Here is an 18,699-nt window from a genome sequence, read left to right as displayed (position 1 = left end):
GCAGGTGAACAAGGCTGCTCACCGCTATTTTTGTTGTTCCTCTTTATAATCACAGTTCACACATTGAACTTGCATGCCTTTTTTCAGCTTTTTCTCTACAAGCATATTTTCGCATTTTGGACACTTTCTTTCAATCGGTTTGTCCCAAGAGACGAATTCACACTCTGGAAAACGATCACAGCCATAAAAAATGCGGCGCTTCTTAGATTTTCGTTCAACAATGTTTCCTTCATGACATGTCGGGCATTTCACACCAATATCTTTCACAATTGGTTTTGTGTTACGGCAGTCAGGAAAGTTAGAGCAAGCCATGAACTTACCGTATCGACCCATTTTGTATACCATCGGATGTCCACACTCTTCACAGTCAACTCCGGCGTATTCAGGCTCAATCTCAACTTCTTGCATTTCTGCTTCCGCTTTTTCGACCCGTTTTGCAAAGTCTTGATAGAAGCTGTCGATAATACGAACCCATTCGATCGTACCTTCTTCAACGCTATCAAGTTCTTTTTCCATTTTCGCTGTGAATTCCACGTTAATGATTTCAGGGAAGAATTCAATGATTAAGTTGAGAACAATTTCCCCAAGCTCTGTTGGGATAAACCGTTTATTATCAAGTGCGACATAGCCGCGCTTTTGAATCGTATCTAATGTTGGTGCATACGTAGACGGACGGCCTATACCTAGCTCTTCAAGCGTTTTGACAAGTCTTGCCTCAGTGTAGCGCGGAGGCGGCTGCGTGAAGTGCTGTTCAGGTTCGATATCTTTTGAAAGAACCGTATCACCTTCTTTAAGATCAGGCAGCATTTTGTCCTTTTCTTCTAGCTGGTCGTCTTTCCCTTCTACATATACCTTCATGAATCCAGGGAATTTCACTTTGCTTCCGTTAGCACGGAATGTAAGCCCGTTATTATCAAGGTCCACACTCATTGTATCAAGAACAGCCGGCGCCATTTGGCTTGCGACGAATCGTTCCCAAATCAATTTATACAGACGAAGTTGATCTCGGCTTAAAACATGTTTGACATCTGCTGGTTTTCTTAGCGTAGATGTCGGTCTGATGGCTTCGTGAGCATCTTGTGCATTTTCATTCTTTTTAGCGGTTCGTTTTGTTGTATTTAAGAAATTCTTACCGTACGTCTGATCAATGAAAGCAGATACTTCTTCAATCGCCGTATTGGAAATACGTGTTGAGTCCGTTCTCATGTATGTAATGAGTCCGACTGTACCTTCTTTACCAAGATCAATTCCTTCATATAATTGCTGTGCAATCATCATCGTCTTTTTCGCACGGAAGTTTAATTTTCTCGCAGCTTCCTGCTGTAAAGTAGATGTTGTAAACGGAACAGCTGGGTTGCGTTTACGCTCTTTTTTCGTCACTTTCTCTACAGAGAATTTGCTCCCTTTTAGTTTCGAAAGGATTTCTTTTACATCTTCTTTTGTTTTCAGTGGATGCTTTTTGCCATTGACGCCAAAGAAGCTCGCTTCGAAGCTTTCTTTTCCTTTTAGGAATGTACCGTCAATTGTCCAGTATTCTTCTGGTTTAAATTCATTAATTTCATTCTCGCGATCAATAATCAGGCGGAGTGCAACTGATTGAACACGACCAGCACTTAAGCCCTTTTTCACTTTCTTCCATAAAATCGGACTAATTTTATACCCAACGAGACGATCTAAGATCCGTCTTGCCTGCTGTGCATCAACTAAATCCATATTGATCATGCGTGGATGCTTAAAGGAATCTTTAATAGCATCTTTTGTAATCTCGTTAAAGACAACGCGGCAGTCAGAAGAGAGGTCAAGGTCAAGACTATGCGCTAAATGCCAAGCAATCGCTTCTCCCTCTCTATCGGGGTCAGCTGCGAGATAGACTTTCTTTACTTTTTTCGCAGCTGTTTTTAATTCTTTTAATACGGGGCCTTTCCCGCGAATTGTAATATACCTCGGTTCGAAGTCATGCTCAGTGTCAACACCAAGCTGACTTTTCGGTAAATCTCTTATGTGCCCCATTGAAGCCTTTACTTTATACTTTTTACCTAAATAACGCTCAATCGTTTTCGCCTTGGCTGGCGACTCAACGATGACTAAATAATCAGCCATACTCAAAATCCCCCTTAAGAGGTGTTCTCTCTTTATACATTTCACAATTCATATTTATGTTAATTGCACCTATCTAACAGGCAATCATGAAAAATTCTTTATGATGAACATCATTATAAACACGAAAAACAAAGTGTAAACTTAAATCCTCACTATTATTAAATATTCCTATGTCTTTTGTCAAACGATATTTTTATGAGAGTTCAGTATATTGAACGCTGCGGAAGGAGAATTCCTCTAAAATATCCTTCGTTGAATGAACAAGCTTTGCTCCCTGCTGTATAAGTCTGGCTGGACCTGTGGAATTAGGATCAAAGATTGATCCTGCAACCGCAAATACCTCTTTGCCTTGCTCAAGTGCTTGATACGCGGTAATGAGTGAACCGCTCTTTTCTTTGCACTGAATCACGATGGTTCCACTTGTGAGCGCACTAATTAAACGATTCCTCATGGGGAAATGCCACTTTTCTGGTTTGACGTAAGGCGGATGCTCGGATAAAAGCAAATGATGCTCGCCCATGTATTCAGCCATTTGCACATGTTCTTTTGGGTATAAGTGCTGAAATCCGCCTGCTATAATACCGATCGTTTTCCCTTTATTCCTAATGCACTCTTTATGTGCAAGTCCATCAATGCCTTTTGCTAAGCCACTGACAATCGTCCACTCTTCCTTTACAAGATCACCAACAATTTTCTTCACACATGCTTCTCCATAAGACGATGGAACTCGTGTGCCTACTACACCTAAACTTTTTTCTTCATTTAAATACGATATGTTTCCTTTTAGGAATAACACAGGGGGAGGATCATAAATATGTTTTAGTGTGCTGGGATATAAGGGTGATGTGATGGGAATCATGTGAATGTTTTGCTTTAAATAGGCTTGAACGATGTGTTGAAAAATGGGGAATTCTTTTTCTTCGGCTTGTTTTAAGCGGGTAAAGTCGATTGTTTGTAATGATCGATCCTGTTTGAAATGATGTGTTTCTTCATTTATATATAGCTCAGGATCGACTTTCCACCATTTTGTTAACAAAGAGGGTGAGATGAGGCCTTTTAAGCGGTGAAAAATCATTCTTTCGGACACGTTGTACATACCATTCCTCCTGTTTAAGATAGAAAGAAGAAGACTTGTCAAAGAACAAGTCTTCTTGTGTCATTAATGCGTTTTACAAGCTTCAAAGAGATTCTTCTCTTTTAGTACTTTAATCAAAGTTTCTCCCATGACAGATGGTGTCTCTGCCACTTCAATTCCACATTCACGCATTGTTTTTACTTTTTCATCAGCTGTTCCTTTACCACCAGAAATAATGGCACCAGCATGTCCCATGCGTTTTCCTGGAGGCGCCGTTTTACCGCCAATAAAGCCAACAACTGGCTTTGTCATATTTGCTTTTACCCATTCAGCTGCTTCTTCTTCAGCCGTACCGCCAATTTCACCGATCATAATGACAGCATGTGTATCAGGGTCTTCATTGAATGCTTTTAATACATCAATAAAGTTTGTCCCATTGACAGGGTCTCCGCCGATTCCTACAGCTGTCGATTGACCAACGCCAGCTTCTGAAAGCTGATGTACCGCTTCATATGTAAGCGTTCCAGAACGAGAAACAACCCCCACATGACCTTTTTTATGAATGTAGCCTGGCATGATCCCAATCTTACATTCTTCAGGTGTAATGACACCTGGGCAGTTAGGGCCAACAAGTCTTGTCTTTTTCCCTTCCATATACCGTTTTACTTTGACCATGTCAAGTACTGGAATATGTTCTGTAATACAAATGACTAGATCGACTTCTGCATCAACAGCCTCTAAAATGGCATCTGCTGCAAATGGTGCTGGTACATAGATAACAGAAGCATTTGCTCCAGTTGTTTGAACAGCTTCAGATACTGTATTAAATACAGGAACTCCTTCTACTTCAGTTCCACCTTTTCCAGGTGTGACACCGCCAACAATATTTGTTCCGTACTCAATCATTTGTTTTGTATGGAACAATGCGGTTGAACCGGTAATCCCCTGAACAATTACTCTCGTATTTTTATTAATAAATACACTCATTTAGGTTCCCTGCCTTTCTGCTCTACTTGACTAAAGATACAATCTTTTCTGCCCCGTCAGCCATAGACTCAGCAGAAGTGATATTTAAGCCTGAATCGCTCAGGATTTTCTTCCCTAATTCAACGTTTGTTCCTTCAAGACGTACAACGAGTGGTAATGTTAAGCCGACTTGTTTCGTCGCTTCAACGACACCTTCTGCAATGACATCACATTTCATGATGCCGCCAAAAATGTTCACGAAAATCCCTTTTACATTTTGATCAGATAAGATGATTTTAAATGCTTCCGTTACTTTTTCAGCTGTTGCACCGCCGCCAACATCCAGGAAGTTTGCAGGGTCCCCGCCGTAATGCTTGATGATATCCATTGTAGACATCGCAAGACCTGCACCATTGACCATACAGCCAATATTTCCATCTAGAGAAATGTAGCTTAGATCATATTTAGATGCTTCAATTTCTTTTGGATCCTCTTCATCAAGGTCACGGTATTCTAATATATCTTTTTGTCTATATAAGGCATTGCTATCAAAGTTTAATTTCGCATCAAGTGCCATGACTTTTCCATCGCCTGTTACAACAAGTGGATTAATCTCAGCAATTGAACAATCTTTTTCAACGAACGCATTGTAAAGACTTGTCATAAACTTAACAGCTTGGCCAACTAATTTTGTTGGAATATTAATTTTAAACGCTACTTCTCTCGCCTGATAGCCTTGCAATCCAATCGCTGGGTCGATGACCACTTTGACGATTTTTTCTGGCGTTTTTTCTGCTACTTCTTCAATTTCAGTACCGCCTTCTTCAGAAGCCATCAATACAATTCTTGATGTCGCTCTGTCCAAAACAAGTCCAACGTAGTACTCCTTTTGAATATCGCAGCCTTCTTCAATAAGTAAGCGTTTTATTTCGCGCCCCTCAGGCCCAGTTTGATGTGTGACAAGTGTTTTGCCGAGCAATTCCTCTGCAAACCCTTTCACTTCATCTTTTGTTTTTGCAATTTTTACCCCGCCTGCTTTACCACGGCCGCCTGCATGAATCTGTGCTTTTACGACATATACAGAGCTTTCTAGCTCTTCTGATGCTTTCACTGCTTCATCAGGTGTAAATGCTACTTTACCATTTGGAACTGAAACCCCATATTTTCTTAGGATTTCTTTTCCTTGGTACTCATGGATATTCATTTCCCATCCTCCCAACATATGTAGAAACAAAAATTATAAAATAGACTGCGCTTTCATTTTAAAGAATAAAAAAGAGAATGTCTAGGGTTCTATGTAAAATCGTAAAATCCTTCTAAACATTCAAACTTTTATTTTATTAAAAATATAAATTTTTCATTCAAAACACTTATTTTACCTTATTTTTTCATTTTTTGATCTAACCTATAGATAAACGAAAATATTTCTGCTACAGTATCGTATAACGCTTCAGGGATCTCCTCATCCAGCGTTAAGTGGCGCATGAGTTCGACTAAATTACGGTCTTCTTGGATAGGAACTCCCGACTTTTTTGCTTCTTCAATAATATGGTCTGCTACATAGCCGCTCCCTGTTGCAACGACTTTTGGCGCCTTTTGTTTTTCTTCATCATAATGTAGAGCGACCGCCCTTCTAAGCGGTTTTGAATCCTTCATACTCGTAAGTCCAGCCCTTTCTCGCTGATTTTATGAAAGTGTTCATCTAGAAAGTGAGACGGATCTACTGGCTCTTGTCTCTTCTTTGCTGTAATTCCCGTAAGGCTGTATCCCAAGGCATTTAAATTCTCCCGAACTGCTGGAATCATTGGATTAATGGTTCCTTGAAGTTCATGACCGGTTTCAACTGTAATTGACATGACCTTTTGCTGAATCGTACAGTCGATTAATGTTTCTTCGAGGTTTTCCATGTTTAAGTAAAACATAAGGCGACACTGAGAAATATCAATAGAGCCATCTTTTTTCTTATGTCCTTTTAGAATAAAGGTTAAGTCTTGAACACTATGTTTTGAAAAGAGCGGATAAGAGACCATCATTTGGCTGATGGTTTGGTTCTCTTGCTGCACAAATAACTGCCCGTTCAATCTATGAAACAATTGATCGACTTCTTTTTTTACGGGCTCTGGTAAATCGGACTGTCTCACATCATTTAAGACGAGCTTTAATTGGTGAAGCTCCTGATTTTTTACATCCTGGTTGCCTTTTTCGAGTAGTTTCAGCATACCGATTTCGTCACGTACACCTATTGCCTTTTTCATCGTCATGAGTAAATCGAGCACATCGGTTTTATTGCTTAATGCGGGTTCCGTCTGCTGCACCACCTGAGCCAATGCTTTTGCCTCTGTTTTTGACAGGAACGGAAATTCTTTTTGAAGCACAGATGCTTTTGCGTCAGGCTGAGATCCAGCCTGCTGAAGCCCTTGCAGCAATGATGTGAGCTGTTTTAAGCTAGGCTCTTGCTGCCCATCTGCGCCTTGTTTTATTAAACTTGTAAGTATCCGCTCAATTTGCTGAGGCGGGATTTGCAGCTCTTTTGGGCTTATTGATTGCTGCACGTTAGATTGAAGAACTTGGGTCGTCTGACGCTCTTGAGCGATTGGAGTTTGGCTATTTTCTTTTGGTTGAGTCAGATTGGGCTGAGGCGTTACAGGCAGACTTCCTCCTTGCTTCGTCGCCCCTTCTCTCGCTGCTAGAAGGACCGATAAGAGCTTTTCTGCATGGACAGACGTCTCAGCATCTATGACTGATCGAACGGCTTGTGTAAGCGCCTGTGTGGCGTCTGAGTGCTTCGGGAGCTGTGTTAAGCGTTCTAGCAGCGCTGTCATATCCTGATGAAGAGCAGAGGATGATTTCACAGCTAAAATGGATTGAAGCACTCCTTCCTGGATCGGCAAGTCTTTCTTTAAAGCAAATAGAAGTGCCTGGAGACCTTTTTTCACATCAGCTCCTTGAAGCTGTTCGATCCACTTCACTGCCGTTTTTAACTCTGTTTCGTTGATAACCGATTTTTCTTTTAAAAAAGCTGTGGCTGTTAGAATGTTTTCAAGTCCGCTTTTCAGAGAGAGACCTTCTAATAGTTTGGCAGCGGCATCCTTTAATGTCTTAGGATCTTGATCAAATTGCTGGACTGGCCTTAGTTTATTGAGGCTGTCTCCACCCTCTTGTTCAAATTGGAACCAATAAAATGCGTCTGCTTTAAGCTGAGCCGCTAGCTGTGCTTTTATTTTTGTTGAGCCTATTTGAACAAGGGCTGTATCATCTCCAAGCATTTTCAGTACTTTACCGAGAATCAGCCGATGCACATTTTCCTTTCCTTCGGTGTTTAATGGCACAGATTCTGCCGCACTTAACCGGCTATTCAGTGCTGTATGTATGTCCTCAACTCTTGTCATCACAGGCAGCCTCCTTAGGTCAAAAATTTATGAGATAACGGATTTCACTGGTGCAAACGATAATCGATGGATTGGGGCAGCTCCATGTGTTTGAATGGCAGCCAAATGCTCTTTTGTTCCGTACCCTTTATGTTTTTCAAATTGATACTCAGGGTACTTACGCCCGTATTCTTCCATCATCTGATCTCTTGTCACCTTTGCAATACATGCACCTGCTGCGATGGATGCACTTTTTGCATCTCCTTTGATGATATTCTCCTGGTGAATAGGAAGTGGGAGCGTCATGGCATCTATGAGTAGATAATCAGGTGTATGAGTTAACTGCTCCACCGCTCTCACCATCGCCAGTCTTGATGCCTCGTAAATATTGATTTCATCAATCGTAGCCGCATCAACAATGCCGATACCGATATCAAGTGCTTCTTTTTGGATCAGGTCATAATATGCCAATCTTTTTTTCTCAGATAATTGCTTTGAGTCGTTTAAACCGAGCAGGACTGTATCTTCCTTTAATATGACAGCTGCTGCTACAACGGGGCCTGCCAGCGGTCCTCTTCCTGCTTCATCTATTCCAGCAATACATGTGTATCCCTGCGCCTTAGCATTGTTTTCAAATTGCAGCATCTCATTCCATGCTACATGAAGTTGCTGCTGCTTTTCTCTCTCTTTGTGCCACTTCTCTATCAGTTTTTGGACACTTTTTCTCTTATCATCTTTTACAAGCTCATGAATGTATGACTCGTCTTGCGAATGCTTTTCTATCAGTTCTTTTATTTGTTTCACTGTGTACATAGGCTTTTCGTCAGCCTCCTTCTTTATATCGGCAGTTTTCCGCAAAAAATAAAGACCCGCATGAGCTGCGTGTCTTTTAGCTTTCAGGCTTCTCAAAAGTGAGGGGACCAAATTTTTCTGTTCGAATATCCCGAATAATGATTTCGGTGGTTTTGTCGTAATTAATCAATCCACCGCTCATGAGACAGCCGCGCTTTGTACCTATTGCATCAAACAGCTCAGCCGTATCTTCAGGGATCTCCGTTAGGTCATAGCGTTTTTTTAATCTCTCTGGATAGTTTTCTTCTAGAAAGCGAAGTCCATATACAGCGACATCCTGTAAGTTGATGATAGAATCTTTGATCGCTCCAGTTACCGCTAGCCTAAGTCCTACTTTCTCATCTTCAAACTTCGGCCAGAGGATTCCAGGTGTATCGAGCAGTTCCAATTCTTTCCCTACCTTCACCCATTGCTGTGAGGTGGTAATACCAGGACGGTCTCCTGTTTTGGCAATGTTCTTTTTCGCTAAACGATTGATTAAGGTCGATTTCCCGACGTTGGGAATCCCGATAATCAGCGCCCGGATTGCACGTGGTTTAACACCTTTTGCTTTCATGCGGTCGAATTTTTCTTTTAAGATTTCTTTTGAAGTTGTGATGATCTGATTTAACCCTTGTCCATCGACAGAGTTAATAGCAAGTGACCGAACGCCTTGCTGCTCAAAGTGCGCCTGCCACTCCTTTGTCACACGAGGATCCGCTTTATCTGCTTTGTTTAATAGCATGATTTTGGGTTTATTCTGAAGGATTTCTTCGATCATTGGGTTTCTAGAGGACATCGGAATTCTAGCATCAGTTAATTCAAATACGATGTCGATGAGCTTTAATTTTTCTGTGACTTCACGTCTTGCTTTTGCCATATGGCCTGGAAACCATTGAATCGTCATATGTGCACCTTCTCTTCTATCGATTATCTCTATACATCGTACAAAAAAAGAGCCTGTTACAGGTAACAAGCTCTTTCCTTTGATATCATTATCGTCTGATTTCTTTGATACGAGCCGCTTTACCGCGAAGTTCACGTAGGTAGTAAAGTTTCGCACGACGTACCTTACCGTGACGTACAACTTCGATGTTAGCGATTTTTGGTGTGTGTACAGGGAATGTACGCTCAACGCCTACACCGTAAGAAATCTTACGAACTGTGAAAGTTTCGCTGATTCCACCACCACGACGCTTAATTACAACACCTTCAAAGATCTGGATACGCTCACGAGTACCCTCGACAACTTTAACGTGTACACGTAAAGTGTCACCAGGACGGAACGCAGGAAGATCAGTGCGTAATTGTTCTTTTGTGATTTCTTCAATCAAATGTTGCATCGTTTTCAACTCCTTCCAACAGATGCTCATGTCCTCTTTCTTCATTGCAGCGGAACATCGTTTTCAAACTTGAATCGGCAAGCCGTCCAAGTCACAAGTAGTATCATACCATACCTCTATGCAGTGTGCAATACAATCTAGTCATTATGAAGCTGCCAAAGCCATCTTTTTTCTTCATCTGTTAACGTTTTGCATGAATCGATCAAATCTGGCCTTCTTGTATAGGTTCGCTTCAAGGATTCTTTGCGCCGCCACTCTTCAATTTTGGCATGATTTCCAGAGAGGAGCACTTCCGGCACTTTTAGTCCTTTATAATCGGCTGGCCTTGTATAGTGAGGATGCTCTAGCAAACCTGTACTAAATGAATCTTCAATGTGAGACGCTTCTTTTCCAAGCACATGAGGCAAAAGCCTGACCACACTGTCTGCAATCATCATCGCTGGCAGCTCTCCGCCTGTGAGAACGAAATCTCCGATTGAGATTTCATCTGTGACAAGATGCTCCCTGATGCGCTCATCGTAGCCTTCATAATGGCCGCAAATGAACATAAGGTGTTCTTCTTTTGCAAGTTCCTCTGCCTTCTTTTGTGTATATCTTTCTCCTTGAGGACAGACAAGAATAATTCGGGGCTTCTTGCTTGCTTTCTTCGTTAAATCTTCTACCGCATCGAATACGGGCTGTGCTTTCAGTACCATACCAGCACCGCCGCCATATGGGTAATCATCTACTGTTTTGTGCTTATGATCTGAATACTCTCTAAAATTGACAACATTGAATGAGACAGCTTCTTTCTCCTGTGCCTTTTTTAAGATCGATGAGTGGAGCACACCTTCGAACATTTCAGGAAAAAGTGTTAAGAAGTCGATTTTCATTCGTCAATGAGTCCTTCCATCACTTCAATGTGTATGGTTTTGGATGCGATATCGATCTTTTTGACGACAGATGGGATATAAGGAATTAGGGCATCTTTTTTGCCTTTTCTTCCGACCACCCAGACATCATTTGCCCCTGGTGTTAAAATCTCTTTGATTTGGCCGACAAGCTGATCCTCTTCATCGTATACTTCACAGCCAATGATTTGGTGGAAATAAAACTCTCCTTCATCTAAAGAGCCGAGATGTTCTTTTTCTACTTTTAAGATTGATTCTTTCAATAGCTCTGCTTCATTTAATGAGCTAATTTCTTCAAATGTGAGCAAATCAAACTGTTTGTGTTGCCTATGTGATGCGACAGTGACTTTTAGCGGCTCCCCTTGACCTTGCTTAAAAATATAGAGGACGCTTCCTTTTTTGTAACGTTCTTCTGGGAAATCTGTCTTTGACACGACGCGTACTTCTCCGCGCACTCCGTGTGTATTGACAATCTTTCCAACATTCAACCATTCTTGTACCATGTTCTCAATCACCCCTGACGTATTTCCACAATGGTGCCGTCTTTCACGACGATGACATTGTCTTGCATCTTGTCATCCCATTTATCACCTATGTTCACTTCAACCAGCGCATCCACTTCTGTCTCTTTCATTTCACTTCCAAGCGGCAAAATATGCAGCTGCTCTACTTGAAAGTCAATTTGCTGGATTTTCTCCTGCCGTTTATCGATGGCTTTTTGGAATTGAGGGATGGCTTCTTGCTGATGTGGTTCTTTTTCATGTTTTTTCAGTTGAAAATATAGTTGATTGCATTCACGTTCTAGTCTTTCTTTTTTCTCCAAAAAAGTCGTTAACAGTTTGTCCTTACTGCTTTCAGTTAATACTTGCATGACGGTGACATGTTGAATGATCTGCATCTTCCTTTTTGTCCCCCTATCCGAAGGCATTTGTCCTCTACATTATAACGAAAAATAGATTTAAACGTGTAAAAAAAGGGGAGGTCCTAAGCCCTCTCCCTTTTTAGTCAGCAATCTCAAGTTGAACTTTCTTAGAAGACTCTGCACTTGCTGCAAACATGACTGTTCGTATCGCTTTCGCTGTACGTCCCTGCTTTCCGATCACCTTTCCGGTATCTTCAGCATTGACAGACAGTGTGTAAATCACTTGCTCATCTTTTTCTAATGAAGATACGTGAATATCTTCAGGGAAATCAACAAGTGGCTCGACGATGGATACAATCAATTCTTCCAAGGACAGCTCATTCATTATTTGCTGTTTTTCGCATTATGAAATTTTTCAAGAATTCCTTGGCTTGAGAAAAGGTTGCGAACTGTATCAGATGGTTTCGCACCATTTTGAAGCCATTTAAGAGCTAATTCTTCGTTGATTTTCACCTCAGCTGGTGATAACACTGGATTGTATGTTCCAACTGTTTCGATGAAACGACCGTCACGTGGTGAACGAGAATCTGCTACTACAATACGATAGAAAGGAGATCTTTTTGATCCCATACGTTTTAAACGAATTTTTACTGCCATTTTACTAGCACCTCCGAAAATATTTCAACAAGATAGTATATTAACAATGATAAAAGGGTTTGTAAAGTGTTTTTTCTTAACAACGGTTTTATCATGTATAACCAATTACATAAATGGTAATTTAAAGCCTTTTTTCTTTCCTTTGGACATGTTGGTCATTTGCTTCATCATCTTTTTCATTTCGTCAAATTGCTTTAAAAGGCGATTGACTTCCTGTACAGATGTTCCGCTTCCTTTTGCAATCCGTTTTCTTCGGCTTGCATTGATGACCTCTGGCTGTTCTTTTTCCTCGGTCGTCATTGATTTTATGATCGCTTCGATGTGATTGAGCTGCTTTTCGTCTACTTGGACGTTTTTGAGCCCTTTCATTTTACCGGCTCCCGGCATCATTTGGATCAATTCATCAAGTGGACCCATGTTACGAACTTGGCCAAGCTGCTCGAGGAAATCATCGAGTGTAAAGCTCATGGTCCGCATTTTTTGTTCAAGCTCTTTCGCTTTATCTTGGTCCACGTTTGCCTGTGCTTTTTCAATCAGTGTAAGCACATCTCCCATGCCAAGAATTCTTGAAGCCATCCGTTCTGGGTGGAATGGTTCAATCGCGTCAAGCTTTTCACCTAGCGCGGCGAATTTAATCGGCGTATTGGTGACAGCTCGAATGGAAAGTGCTGCACCGCCTCGTGTATCCCCGTCTAGTTTCGTTAGAACGACACCTGTTAAACCAAGCTGTTCATTAAAGCTTTTCGCTACATTAACAGCATCTTGACCTGTCATAGAGTCAACAACAAGGAAAATTTCTTCTGGACTCGCTACTTCTTTTACTTTCTGAAGTTCATCCATCAATTCTTCATCAATATGAAGGCGTCCTGCTGTATCTAAAATGACATAATCATGGTGTTCTTCTTTCGCTTTTTCAATTGCCTGTTTGGCAATCTCGACAGGACTGACTTGATCACCTAATGAAAACACAGGCATATCAAGCTGTTTCCCCAGCGTTTGAAGCTGCTGGATCGCTGCTGGTCTGTAAATATCTGCAGCCACCATCATCGGCTGGCGATTATGTTTTTTGCGAAGTAAATTGGCAAGCTTCCCAGTTGTGGTGGTTTTACCTGCCCCTTGAAGACCAACCATCATAATGACGGTCGGAGATTTTTTCGCTACAGCGATTTTACTCTCTTCTCCGCCCATTAATTCAGTGAGTTCTTCTTTTACAACTTTAATGACCTGTTGTCCAGGGGTAAGGCTTTTCATGACCTCTTGTCCAACTGCCCGCTCACTTACTTTTTTCACAAAGTCTTTGACTACTTTAAAATTGACGTCAGCTTCAAGAAGGGCAAGGCGTACCTCGCGCATCATTTCTTTTACATCTTGTTCTGACACTTTTCCTTTGCCGCGGATTTTTGAAATCGTCTGCTGCAGTCGGTCGGCTAATCCTTCAAATGCCATACTGTGCCGCCTCCTAATCTAATTTCTCAAGCGATTCAATTAAAGCTTCTGCTTCTTCCATCTGAGCGGAATCTGCTACGAGCTCACTCATTTTTTTGAGAAGTTCTTTACGCTCTTTAAATTTCTTAAACAAGAGCAGCTTTTCTTCATATTGTTCAAGCATCGCTTCAGTCCGTTTAATATTATCATAAACAGCCTGTCTTGATACTTCATATTCATCCGCAATTTCACCGAGGGAAAAATCGTCTAGGTAGTAAAGCGACATGTAGCTCTTTTGCTTTGCGGTTAACAACGATTGATAGAAGTCAAACAAGTAGTTCATTCTCGTTGTTTTTTCAAGCGTCATGGGCTCTCTCCCCTTTGTTAAGTTCATTCCCTTTACATCAACTAAGTTTACACGGTTCTTTACTGTGTGTCAAGTTTTTATCTTGTCACTGCATGAAGCGGCGTATAAATAAAAATGCCAGCAATTTTTGCCGGCATTTTTGTTAGTCCTCTTGATCAATCACGTCTGAGAATAATCCATACACATACGATTCTGCATCGAATTCTTGCAGATCGTCTACCTTTTCACCTAAACCGACGAGCTTCACGGGGATGTTTAGCTCATTTCGAATTGCAAGGACAATCCCGCCTTTTGCAGTGCCGTCAAGCTTTGTTAAAGCAATTCCTGTCACATTCGTCGCTTTAGAAAATTCTTTCGCTTGTGCCATCGCATTTTGACCCGTTGTTGCATCAAGAGCGAGCAGCACTTCATGCGGTGCATCTGGAACCTCGCGTTCAATGACTCTCTTGACCTTCTCCAGTTCTTTCATCAAGTTGACTTTGTTTTGTAGTCTTCCTGCTGTATCACAGATAAGGACATCCGCATTTTTCGCTTTTGCTGATTGAACGGCATCATAGATCACCGCTGCTGGGTCAGAGCCAGCCGTCTGTTTGACAACAGGGACACCTGAACGCTCTCCCCATACTTCAAGCTGCTCTATCGCACCGGCACGGAATGTATCACCTGCTGCCAAAATGACGGATTTCCCATCATTTTTCAGCTTATTTGCAAGTTTGCCGATCGTCGTTGTTTTCCCAACGCCATTGACACCGACAAATAAAATGATATTTAATCGCCCGTCTTCAATATTCAGCGCAGAGATTTGTTCCTCTCCGCTATTGTAGATTTCAACCAGTTTTTCAGAGATGACCGATTGTACTTCACTTGGGTCTTGAATGTTTCTTAGTTTCACTTCTTTTTTCAGCTCATCAATCAGTTCCATCACCGTTGTGAAACCGACATCCGCGCCGATCAGAACTTCTTCTAATTCTTCAAAAAAGTCTTCATCAACTTTACGGTAGCGTGAAATGAGTTCATTTACTCTTCCTTGAAAGGAGTTTCTCGTTTTTTCAAGTCCATCCTTAAACTTTTCTGATACTGAATCGGTTTGCTGCGTAAATTTTTCTTTTAATTTCTTAAAAAAGCTCATTTGGTTCAAAAACCTCCTTTAATTACTGGACAAGCTCTTTCGTTTCTTCTAGTTTGACAGATACAAGCTTAGAAACACCTGACTCCTGCATCGTAACACCGTAGAGCACATCTGCTTCTTCCATTGTTCCTTTGCGGTGCGTAATGACTATGAATTGTGTTTCTTCGCTGTATTTTTTTAAATATTGTGCAAAGCGGAAAACATTGGCTTCATCAAGCGCCGCTTCTACCTCATCTAACACGCAGAATGGAACAGGTCTGACTTTTAAAATAGAGAATAGTAAAGCGATCGCTGTCAATGCTCTCTCACCGCCTGAAAGAAGGCTTAAGTTTTGCAGCTTTTTCCCTGGCGGCTGCGCGACAATATCAACGCCAGAGTTTAGTAAATCGTTTGGATCTGTCAGCTTAAGATCTGCTTTCCCGCCGCCAAATAATGCTTGGAAAACTGATTCAAAATGCCCCCGAATTTGCGAGAATGTTTCAGAGAAGCGCTTTGTCATCTCTTGATCCATTTCTTCGATCACTTGGAATAATGTATTTTTCGCTTCTGTCAGATCATTTCGCTGTTCTGTTAAGAAAAGGTAGCGTTCATTTACTCGTTCATACTCATCAATGCTGCCTAAGTTCACTGTTCCTAGCTCTTCAATGGCTAATTTGATCAGCTTCACTCGTTTTCTTGCTTCATCTGGCGATAACGTTAGATGATACATCTCTTTTGCCCCTTCAAACGAAAGAGCATACTCTTCGTTCAAATAAGCGATGAGGTTGTCGAGCTCAACTTCCATACGGCCAAGCTTAATTTCTTCATCTTTTAAGCTTGTGGTGAGCTGCTTGTAAAGGCGTTTTTGTTCTTTCAGTTCACGTTCAGCAAATTCTAACGTTTCAGAAAGAGCAAGACGCTGTTTGCGCCGCTCTGAAATGAGCGCGGTTGTTTTGTTTTTATTTTCCAGCTTCTCTTTCGCCGCTTCTTCCAGCTGTTCTGCTCCGCTTGAGCTAGATGTCATTTCACTTGTTAAGAGTGACAGATCTTCTTTTGTTTCCGTCAGCGTTTGTTCAGCCTCTTCTAATTCGGCCATTAAGCTCGAAAGCTTTTCTTGTTCATTCGCTAAGGACTGCTCTTTTTTGGCAAGCGAGATTTTCAGCTCTGTTAATTCGGCAGAAATGGTTTCTTTCGTTGAGCTTTGGGTCTGCTTACGCTTTGTTAATGTATTGATCTCTTGATCAAGGGTGGTCAATTTCTCCCCTATAGAAACTTCAAGAGCTGCCTGCTTTTTGTCCTTATCTGTAAGTTCAGTAGAACGCAGCTGCAATTCTTCTTTTTCTTGGTCATAGAGTTCAAGGTGGGCATTAATATTTTTTTCTGCTACTTGCAGTTCGTATAGCTTCCCTTTGAGCTCTTGCTGCTGTTCTCGAAGCGTTTCTCCCCGCTGACGCAGTTCGTTTAATTGACTTTCGTTTGCTGCAATCAATTGCTTCGTTTCTTTTGTTTCCTTTTCAAGGATCGTCGTTTTTTCTTCCATTTTAACAAGCTGCTTTGTTAATGTTTCGATCTCTCGGTTTCTTGAAAGAAGGGAGTTGTTCTTTTTCTTTACACCGCCACCAGTCATTGAACCGCCGGGGTTCACAACATCTCCATCAAGGGTCACGATGCGATAACGATGACCAAGCATTTTTGCCAGTTCATTGGCGCCTTTTAAGTCTCTAACGATCAGAACCGTTCCAAGCAAGTTCTGTATGACCTTTTGATACTTTTCTTCAAAGGAAACAAGGTGACTTGCTACACCGATAAATGCAGCGTGCTGCTCGGCTGTTTGGACGTCTCTATGCTGAATGGTTCTTTCTTTGATCACATTCATTGGCAGGAAGGTTGCTCGTCCAAAGGAGTGCTGCTTTAAGTATGCAATTGCTTGTCGCGCTGCGGCTTCGTTTTCTGTGACGACGTGCTGCGTTGCTGCGCCTAGCGCGATTTCAATCGCTGTCTCATGCTGCTGATCTGTTTGAATCAGCTCTGCAATGGCACCGTGAATACCGCCTAACCGTTCTTTTGCCTTTAAGACCTCTTTTACTCCTTGGAAAAAGCCTGAGAAGTCTTCCTGCATGGATTCTAGCATCTCTTTTTTTGACTTTGCCTGCTGCACATATTGATAGGCTTGGTAAAGAGCCGTTTCTTTTTTCTCGTATTGACGTTTCATTTGCTCAAGCTTTTGTTCCGCTTCTCTAAAACGCTTGACCTGAGCCAGAATGTCTTCTTCTATGGCTGAAAGCTGCTGCTCAGCCTCTGTTTTCTTCTCTTTGACAGACACACGTTCTTCAATGTGTTTTTGGTTGTTTTGCGTGAGCCGATCTAGCTGCATGGCCGCTTGGCGCTGCTGTTCTTCTAATAATTTGCGTTCGTTGCGGATGGAAGCCTGTTCATTGAGCAGATCAAAATAATCGCTTTTCAGCTGTTCAATTTGACCTTCCACATCTTCAGTATGAAGCGACAGTTGATGCTGCTTTGTTTTCACTTCATCTTTTAGCTGCTGCACTTCTTTTTGAAGGCTGTCCCGCGCGATTTTCTGCTGCTGAATCTTTTCGATTAGCTGCGCCTGCTTTTCAGTTAAGCGAATGAGCGTTTCTTCTAGCTGCCCTTGGTTTGCGGCTGCATTTTTCTTCCGTTCTTTTAGTACTTCTTTTTTACCTTCAAGCTTTTCTAATTCCTCACTTGTGAAAAGAAGAACTTCTTGCAGGTCATTAATTGATTCGTCAAGTGCTTGAATGCGGTCTCTTGACTCTTCAATTTTAGCTTCTTTTGCTTGAATATCTGTGGATTGCTTCATTTCATCTTGTTTGAACCGCTCGACAGCTTCACCAAGTGTTGTCCATTTTTCATGAAGTGCTTCGATGTCATGGACAGTTAAGGCGATTTCGACATTTTCAAGCTCTTCTTTTTTTTGCAAATAGTCCTTTGCAATAGATGCCTGCATTCTTAATGGTTCTACTTGATCTTCTAGTTCATGCAGAATATCTTCTACTCGGTTTAAGTTGTCCTGCGTTTCAAACAGTTTATTCTCGGCTTTTTTCTTTCTTGTTTTATATTTCAAAACACCAGCCGCTTCTTCAAAGATGCTTCTTCTCTCTTCTGCCTTACTAGATAGAATTTCCTCTACCTTTCCTTGGCTGATGATCGAAAAAGCTTCCTTTCCAAGACCTGAATCCATGAAAAGTTCAATAATATCTTTTAAGCGGACAGATTGATTGTTTATGAGAAATTCACTTTCTCCTGAACGATAGACTCTTCTTGTCACACTGACTTCGTGAAAATCGATCGGTAAAAAGTGATCTTCGTTATCTAACGTTAAAGTCACTTCTGCTAGATTGACTCTTTTTCTTGAGTCGCTTCCTGCAAAAATGATGTCTTCCATTTTTCCTCCGCGGAGGCTTTTCGCTGATTGTTCTCCAAGTACCCAGCGGATGGCATCGGTAATATTACTTTTGCCGCTTCCGTTTGGTCCAACAACAGCGGTGACCCCTTTGACAAAGTCCACGGTCACTCGCTGTGCAAAAGATTTGAATCCTATCACGTCTAAACGTTTGAGGAACATGAGAGTGATCCTCCTTATGTATTTAAAGTACTATTATCTTACCATATGAAGTGAAAAAAGATGATGGAAAACAGAGTGAAATCCCCCTGAATGACGAGGGGGA

At 41.5% G+C, this 18,699-nt stretch carries 18 protein-coding genes; all 18 read right to left on the bottom strand.

The window, feature by feature from the left end:
* Nucleotides 1-24 precede the first annotated feature (24 nt).
* A complete protein-coding gene (gene topA, locus CKW02_RS07910) occupies nucleotides 25-2,100 on the bottom strand; it encodes a type I DNA topoisomerase (protein WP_003212237.1) in 2,076 nt (691 codons plus the stop codon).
* Between the two features lie 193 nt (nucleotides 2,101-2,293).
* Nucleotides 2,294-3,196: a DNA-processing protein DprA gene (gene dprA / locus CKW02_RS07905; RefSeq protein WP_003211145.1), complete on the bottom strand. Its 903-nt coding sequence runs from the start codon at nucleotides 3,194-3,196 to the stop codon at nucleotides 2,294-2,296.
* A 63-nt stretch (nucleotides 3,197-3,259) separates the two neighbouring features.
* Nucleotides 3,260-4,162: a succinate--CoA ligase subunit alpha gene (gene sucD, locus CKW02_RS07900; protein ID WP_003212080.1), complete on the bottom strand. Its 903-nt coding sequence runs from the start codon at nucleotides 4,160-4,162 to the stop codon at nucleotides 3,260-3,262.
* A 22-nt stretch (nucleotides 4,163-4,184) separates the two neighbouring features.
* Nucleotides 4,185-5,345: an ADP-forming succinate--CoA ligase subunit beta gene (sucC, locus tag CKW02_RS07895; RefSeq protein WP_003211841.1), complete on the bottom strand. Its 1,161-nt coding sequence runs from the start codon at nucleotides 5,343-5,345 to the stop codon at nucleotides 4,185-4,187.
* Between the two features lie 176 nt (nucleotides 5,346-5,521).
* Nucleotides 5,522-5,797, bottom strand: coding sequence for a FlhB-like flagellar biosynthesis protein (locus CKW02_RS07890; RefSeq protein WP_003211418.1), 276 nt, complete (start codon nucleotides 5,795-5,797; stop codon nucleotides 5,522-5,524).
* Entirely contained in the window at nucleotides 5,794-7,530 is a 1,737-nt protein-coding gene (locus tag CKW02_RS07885) for a hypothetical protein (RefSeq protein WP_003212009.1), read from the bottom strand. Before CKW02_RS07885 ends, CKW02_RS07890 begins: the two co-directional genes overlap by 4 nt.
* 27 nt (nucleotides 7,531-7,557) lie before the next feature.
* Nucleotides 7,558-8,322: a ribonuclease HII gene (locus tag CKW02_RS07880; RefSeq protein ID WP_003210902.1), complete on the bottom strand. Its 765-nt coding sequence runs from the start codon at nucleotides 8,320-8,322 to the stop codon at nucleotides 7,558-7,560.
* Between the two features lie 76 nt (nucleotides 8,323-8,398).
* Entirely contained in the window at nucleotides 8,399-9,247 is an 849-nt protein-coding gene (gene ylqF / locus CKW02_RS07875; RefSeq protein WP_050945052.1) for a ribosome biogenesis GTPase YlqF, read from the bottom strand.
* Nucleotides 9,248-9,335: 88 nt separating this feature from the next.
* Nucleotides 9,336-9,683: a 50S ribosomal protein L19 gene (rplS, locus tag CKW02_RS07870; protein ID WP_003212364.1), complete on the bottom strand. Its 348-nt coding sequence runs from the start codon at nucleotides 9,681-9,683 to the stop codon at nucleotides 9,336-9,338.
* A 137-nt stretch (nucleotides 9,684-9,820) separates the two neighbouring features.
* Nucleotides 9,821-10,555 (bottom strand): tRNA (guanosine(37)-N1)-methyltransferase TrmD, encoded by a 735-nt coding sequence (trmD, locus tag CKW02_RS07865; protein WP_003211682.1) that lies wholly within the window; start codon nucleotides 10,553-10,555, stop codon nucleotides 9,821-9,823.
* The gene (gene rimM / locus CKW02_RS07860) at nucleotides 10,552-11,076 is read right to left on the bottom strand and encodes a ribosome maturation factor RimM (RefSeq protein WP_003210936.1); all 525 of its coding nucleotides are present in this window, start codon (nucleotides 11,074-11,076) and stop codon (nucleotides 10,552-10,554) included. The genes trmD and rimM overlap by 4 nt, the downstream gene beginning before the upstream one ends.
* Nucleotides 11,077-11,084: 8 nt before the next feature.
* A complete protein-coding gene (locus CKW02_RS07855) occupies nucleotides 11,085-11,471 on the bottom strand; it encodes a YlqD family protein (protein ID WP_003211186.1) in 387 nt (128 codons plus the stop codon).
* Nucleotides 11,472-11,574: 103 nt separating this feature from the next.
* Nucleotides 11,575-11,820, bottom strand: a complete 246-nt coding sequence (locus CKW02_RS07850; RefSeq protein ID WP_012009937.1) for a KH domain-containing protein — start codon at nucleotides 11,818-11,820, stop codon at nucleotides 11,575-11,577.
* On the bottom strand, nucleotides 11,820-12,092 hold the full coding sequence (gene rpsP, locus CKW02_RS07845; RefSeq protein ID WP_003212139.1) for a 30S ribosomal protein S16: 273 nt from the start codon (nucleotides 12,090-12,092) through the stop codon (nucleotides 11,820-11,822). Before rpsP ends, CKW02_RS07850 begins: the two co-directional genes overlap by 1 nt.
* A 105-nt stretch (nucleotides 12,093-12,197) precedes the next feature.
* Nucleotides 12,198-13,538 (bottom strand): signal recognition particle protein, encoded by a 1,341-nt coding sequence (ffh, locus tag CKW02_RS07840; RefSeq protein WP_003211019.1) that lies wholly within the window; start codon nucleotides 13,536-13,538, stop codon nucleotides 12,198-12,200.
* A 13-nt stretch (nucleotides 13,539-13,551) separates the two neighbouring features.
* The gene (locus CKW02_RS07835) at nucleotides 13,552-13,884 is read right to left on the bottom strand and encodes a putative DNA-binding protein (protein WP_003210763.1); all 333 of its coding nucleotides are present in this window, start codon (nucleotides 13,882-13,884) and stop codon (nucleotides 13,552-13,554) included.
* A 142-nt stretch (nucleotides 13,885-14,026) separates the two neighbouring features.
* Complete coding sequence (ftsY, locus tag CKW02_RS07830; RefSeq protein ID WP_003211188.1) at nucleotides 14,027-15,013, bottom strand: signal recognition particle-docking protein FtsY; 987 nt, start codon at nucleotides 15,011-15,013, stop codon at nucleotides 14,027-14,029.
* 22 nt (nucleotides 15,014-15,035) lie between these two features.
* Nucleotides 15,036-18,596, bottom strand: coding sequence for a chromosome segregation protein SMC (gene smc, locus CKW02_RS07825; protein WP_003211380.1), 3,561 nt, complete (start codon nucleotides 18,594-18,596; stop codon nucleotides 15,036-15,038).
* Between the last annotated feature and the right edge of the window lie 103 nt (nucleotides 18,597-18,699).

Source organism: Bacillus pumilus (assembly GCF_900186955.1).
Taxonomy (GTDB): Bacteria; Bacillota; Bacilli; order Bacillales; family Bacillaceae; genus Bacillus; species Bacillus pumilus.
This window is presented reverse-complemented; position numbering and strand designations above follow the sequence as displayed.

Coding starts and splice junctions, on each gene's coding strand:
- CKW02_RS07850 (WP_012009937.1), bottom strand. CDS start 11,820: ATGAATGAGCTGTCCTTGGAAGAATTGATTGTATCCATCGTCGAGCCA.
- rplS (WP_003212364.1), bottom strand. CDS start 9,683: ATGCAACATTTGATTGAAGAAATCACAAAAGAACAATTACGCACTGAT.
- ylqF (WP_050945052.1), bottom strand. CDS start 9,247: ATGACGATTCAATGGTTTCCAGGCCATATGGCAAAAGCAAGACGTGAA.
- rpsP (WP_003212139.1), bottom strand. CDS start 12,092: ATGGCAGTAAAAATTCGTTTAAAACGTATGGGATCAAAAAGATCTCCT.
- CKW02_RS07855 (WP_003211186.1), bottom strand. CDS start 11,471: ATGCAGATCATTCAACATGTCACCGTCATGCAAGTATTAACTGAAAGC.
- sucD (WP_003212080.1), bottom strand. CDS start 4,162: ATGAGTGTATTTATTAATAAAAATACGAGAGTAATTGTTCAGGGGATT.
- topA (WP_003212237.1), bottom strand. CDS start 2,100: ATGGCTGATTATTTAGTCATCGTTGAGTCGCCAGCCAAGGCGAAAACG.
- CKW02_RS07835 (WP_003210763.1), bottom strand. CDS start 13,884: ATGACGCTTGAAAAAACAACGAGAATGAACTACTTGTTTGACTTCTAT.
- trmD (WP_003211682.1), bottom strand. CDS start 10,555: ATGAAAATCGACTTCTTAACACTTTTTCCTGAAATGTTCGAAGGTGTG.
- sucC (WP_003211841.1), bottom strand. CDS start 5,345: ATGAATATCCATGAGTACCAAGGAAAAGAAATCCTAAGAAAATATGGG.
- CKW02_RS07885 (WP_003212009.1), bottom strand. CDS start 7,530: ATGACAAGAGTTGAGGACATACATACAGCACTGAATAGCCGGTTAAGT.
- ftsY (WP_003211188.1), bottom strand. CDS start 15,013: ATGAGCTTTTTTAAGAAATTAAAAGAAAAATTTACGCAGCAAACCGAT.
- CKW02_RS07890 (WP_003211418.1), bottom strand. CDS start 5,797: ATGAAGGATTCAAAACCGCTTAGAAGGGCGGTCGCTCTACATTATGAT.
- rimM (WP_003210936.1), bottom strand. CDS start 11,076: ATGGTACAAGAATGGTTGAATGTTGGAAAGATTGTCAATACACACGGA.
- ffh (WP_003211019.1), bottom strand. CDS start 13,538: ATGGCATTTGAAGGATTAGCCGACCGACTGCAGCAGACGATTTCAAAA.
- smc (WP_003211380.1), bottom strand. CDS start 18,596: ATGTTCCTCAAACGTTTAGACGTGATAGGATTCAAATCTTTTGCACAG.
- dprA (WP_003211145.1), bottom strand. CDS start 3,196: ATGTACAACGTGTCCGAAAGAATGATTTTTCACCGCTTAAAAGGCCTC.
- CKW02_RS07880 (WP_003210902.1), bottom strand. CDS start 8,322: ATGTACACAGTGAAACAAATAAAAGAACTGATAGAAAAGCATTCGCAA.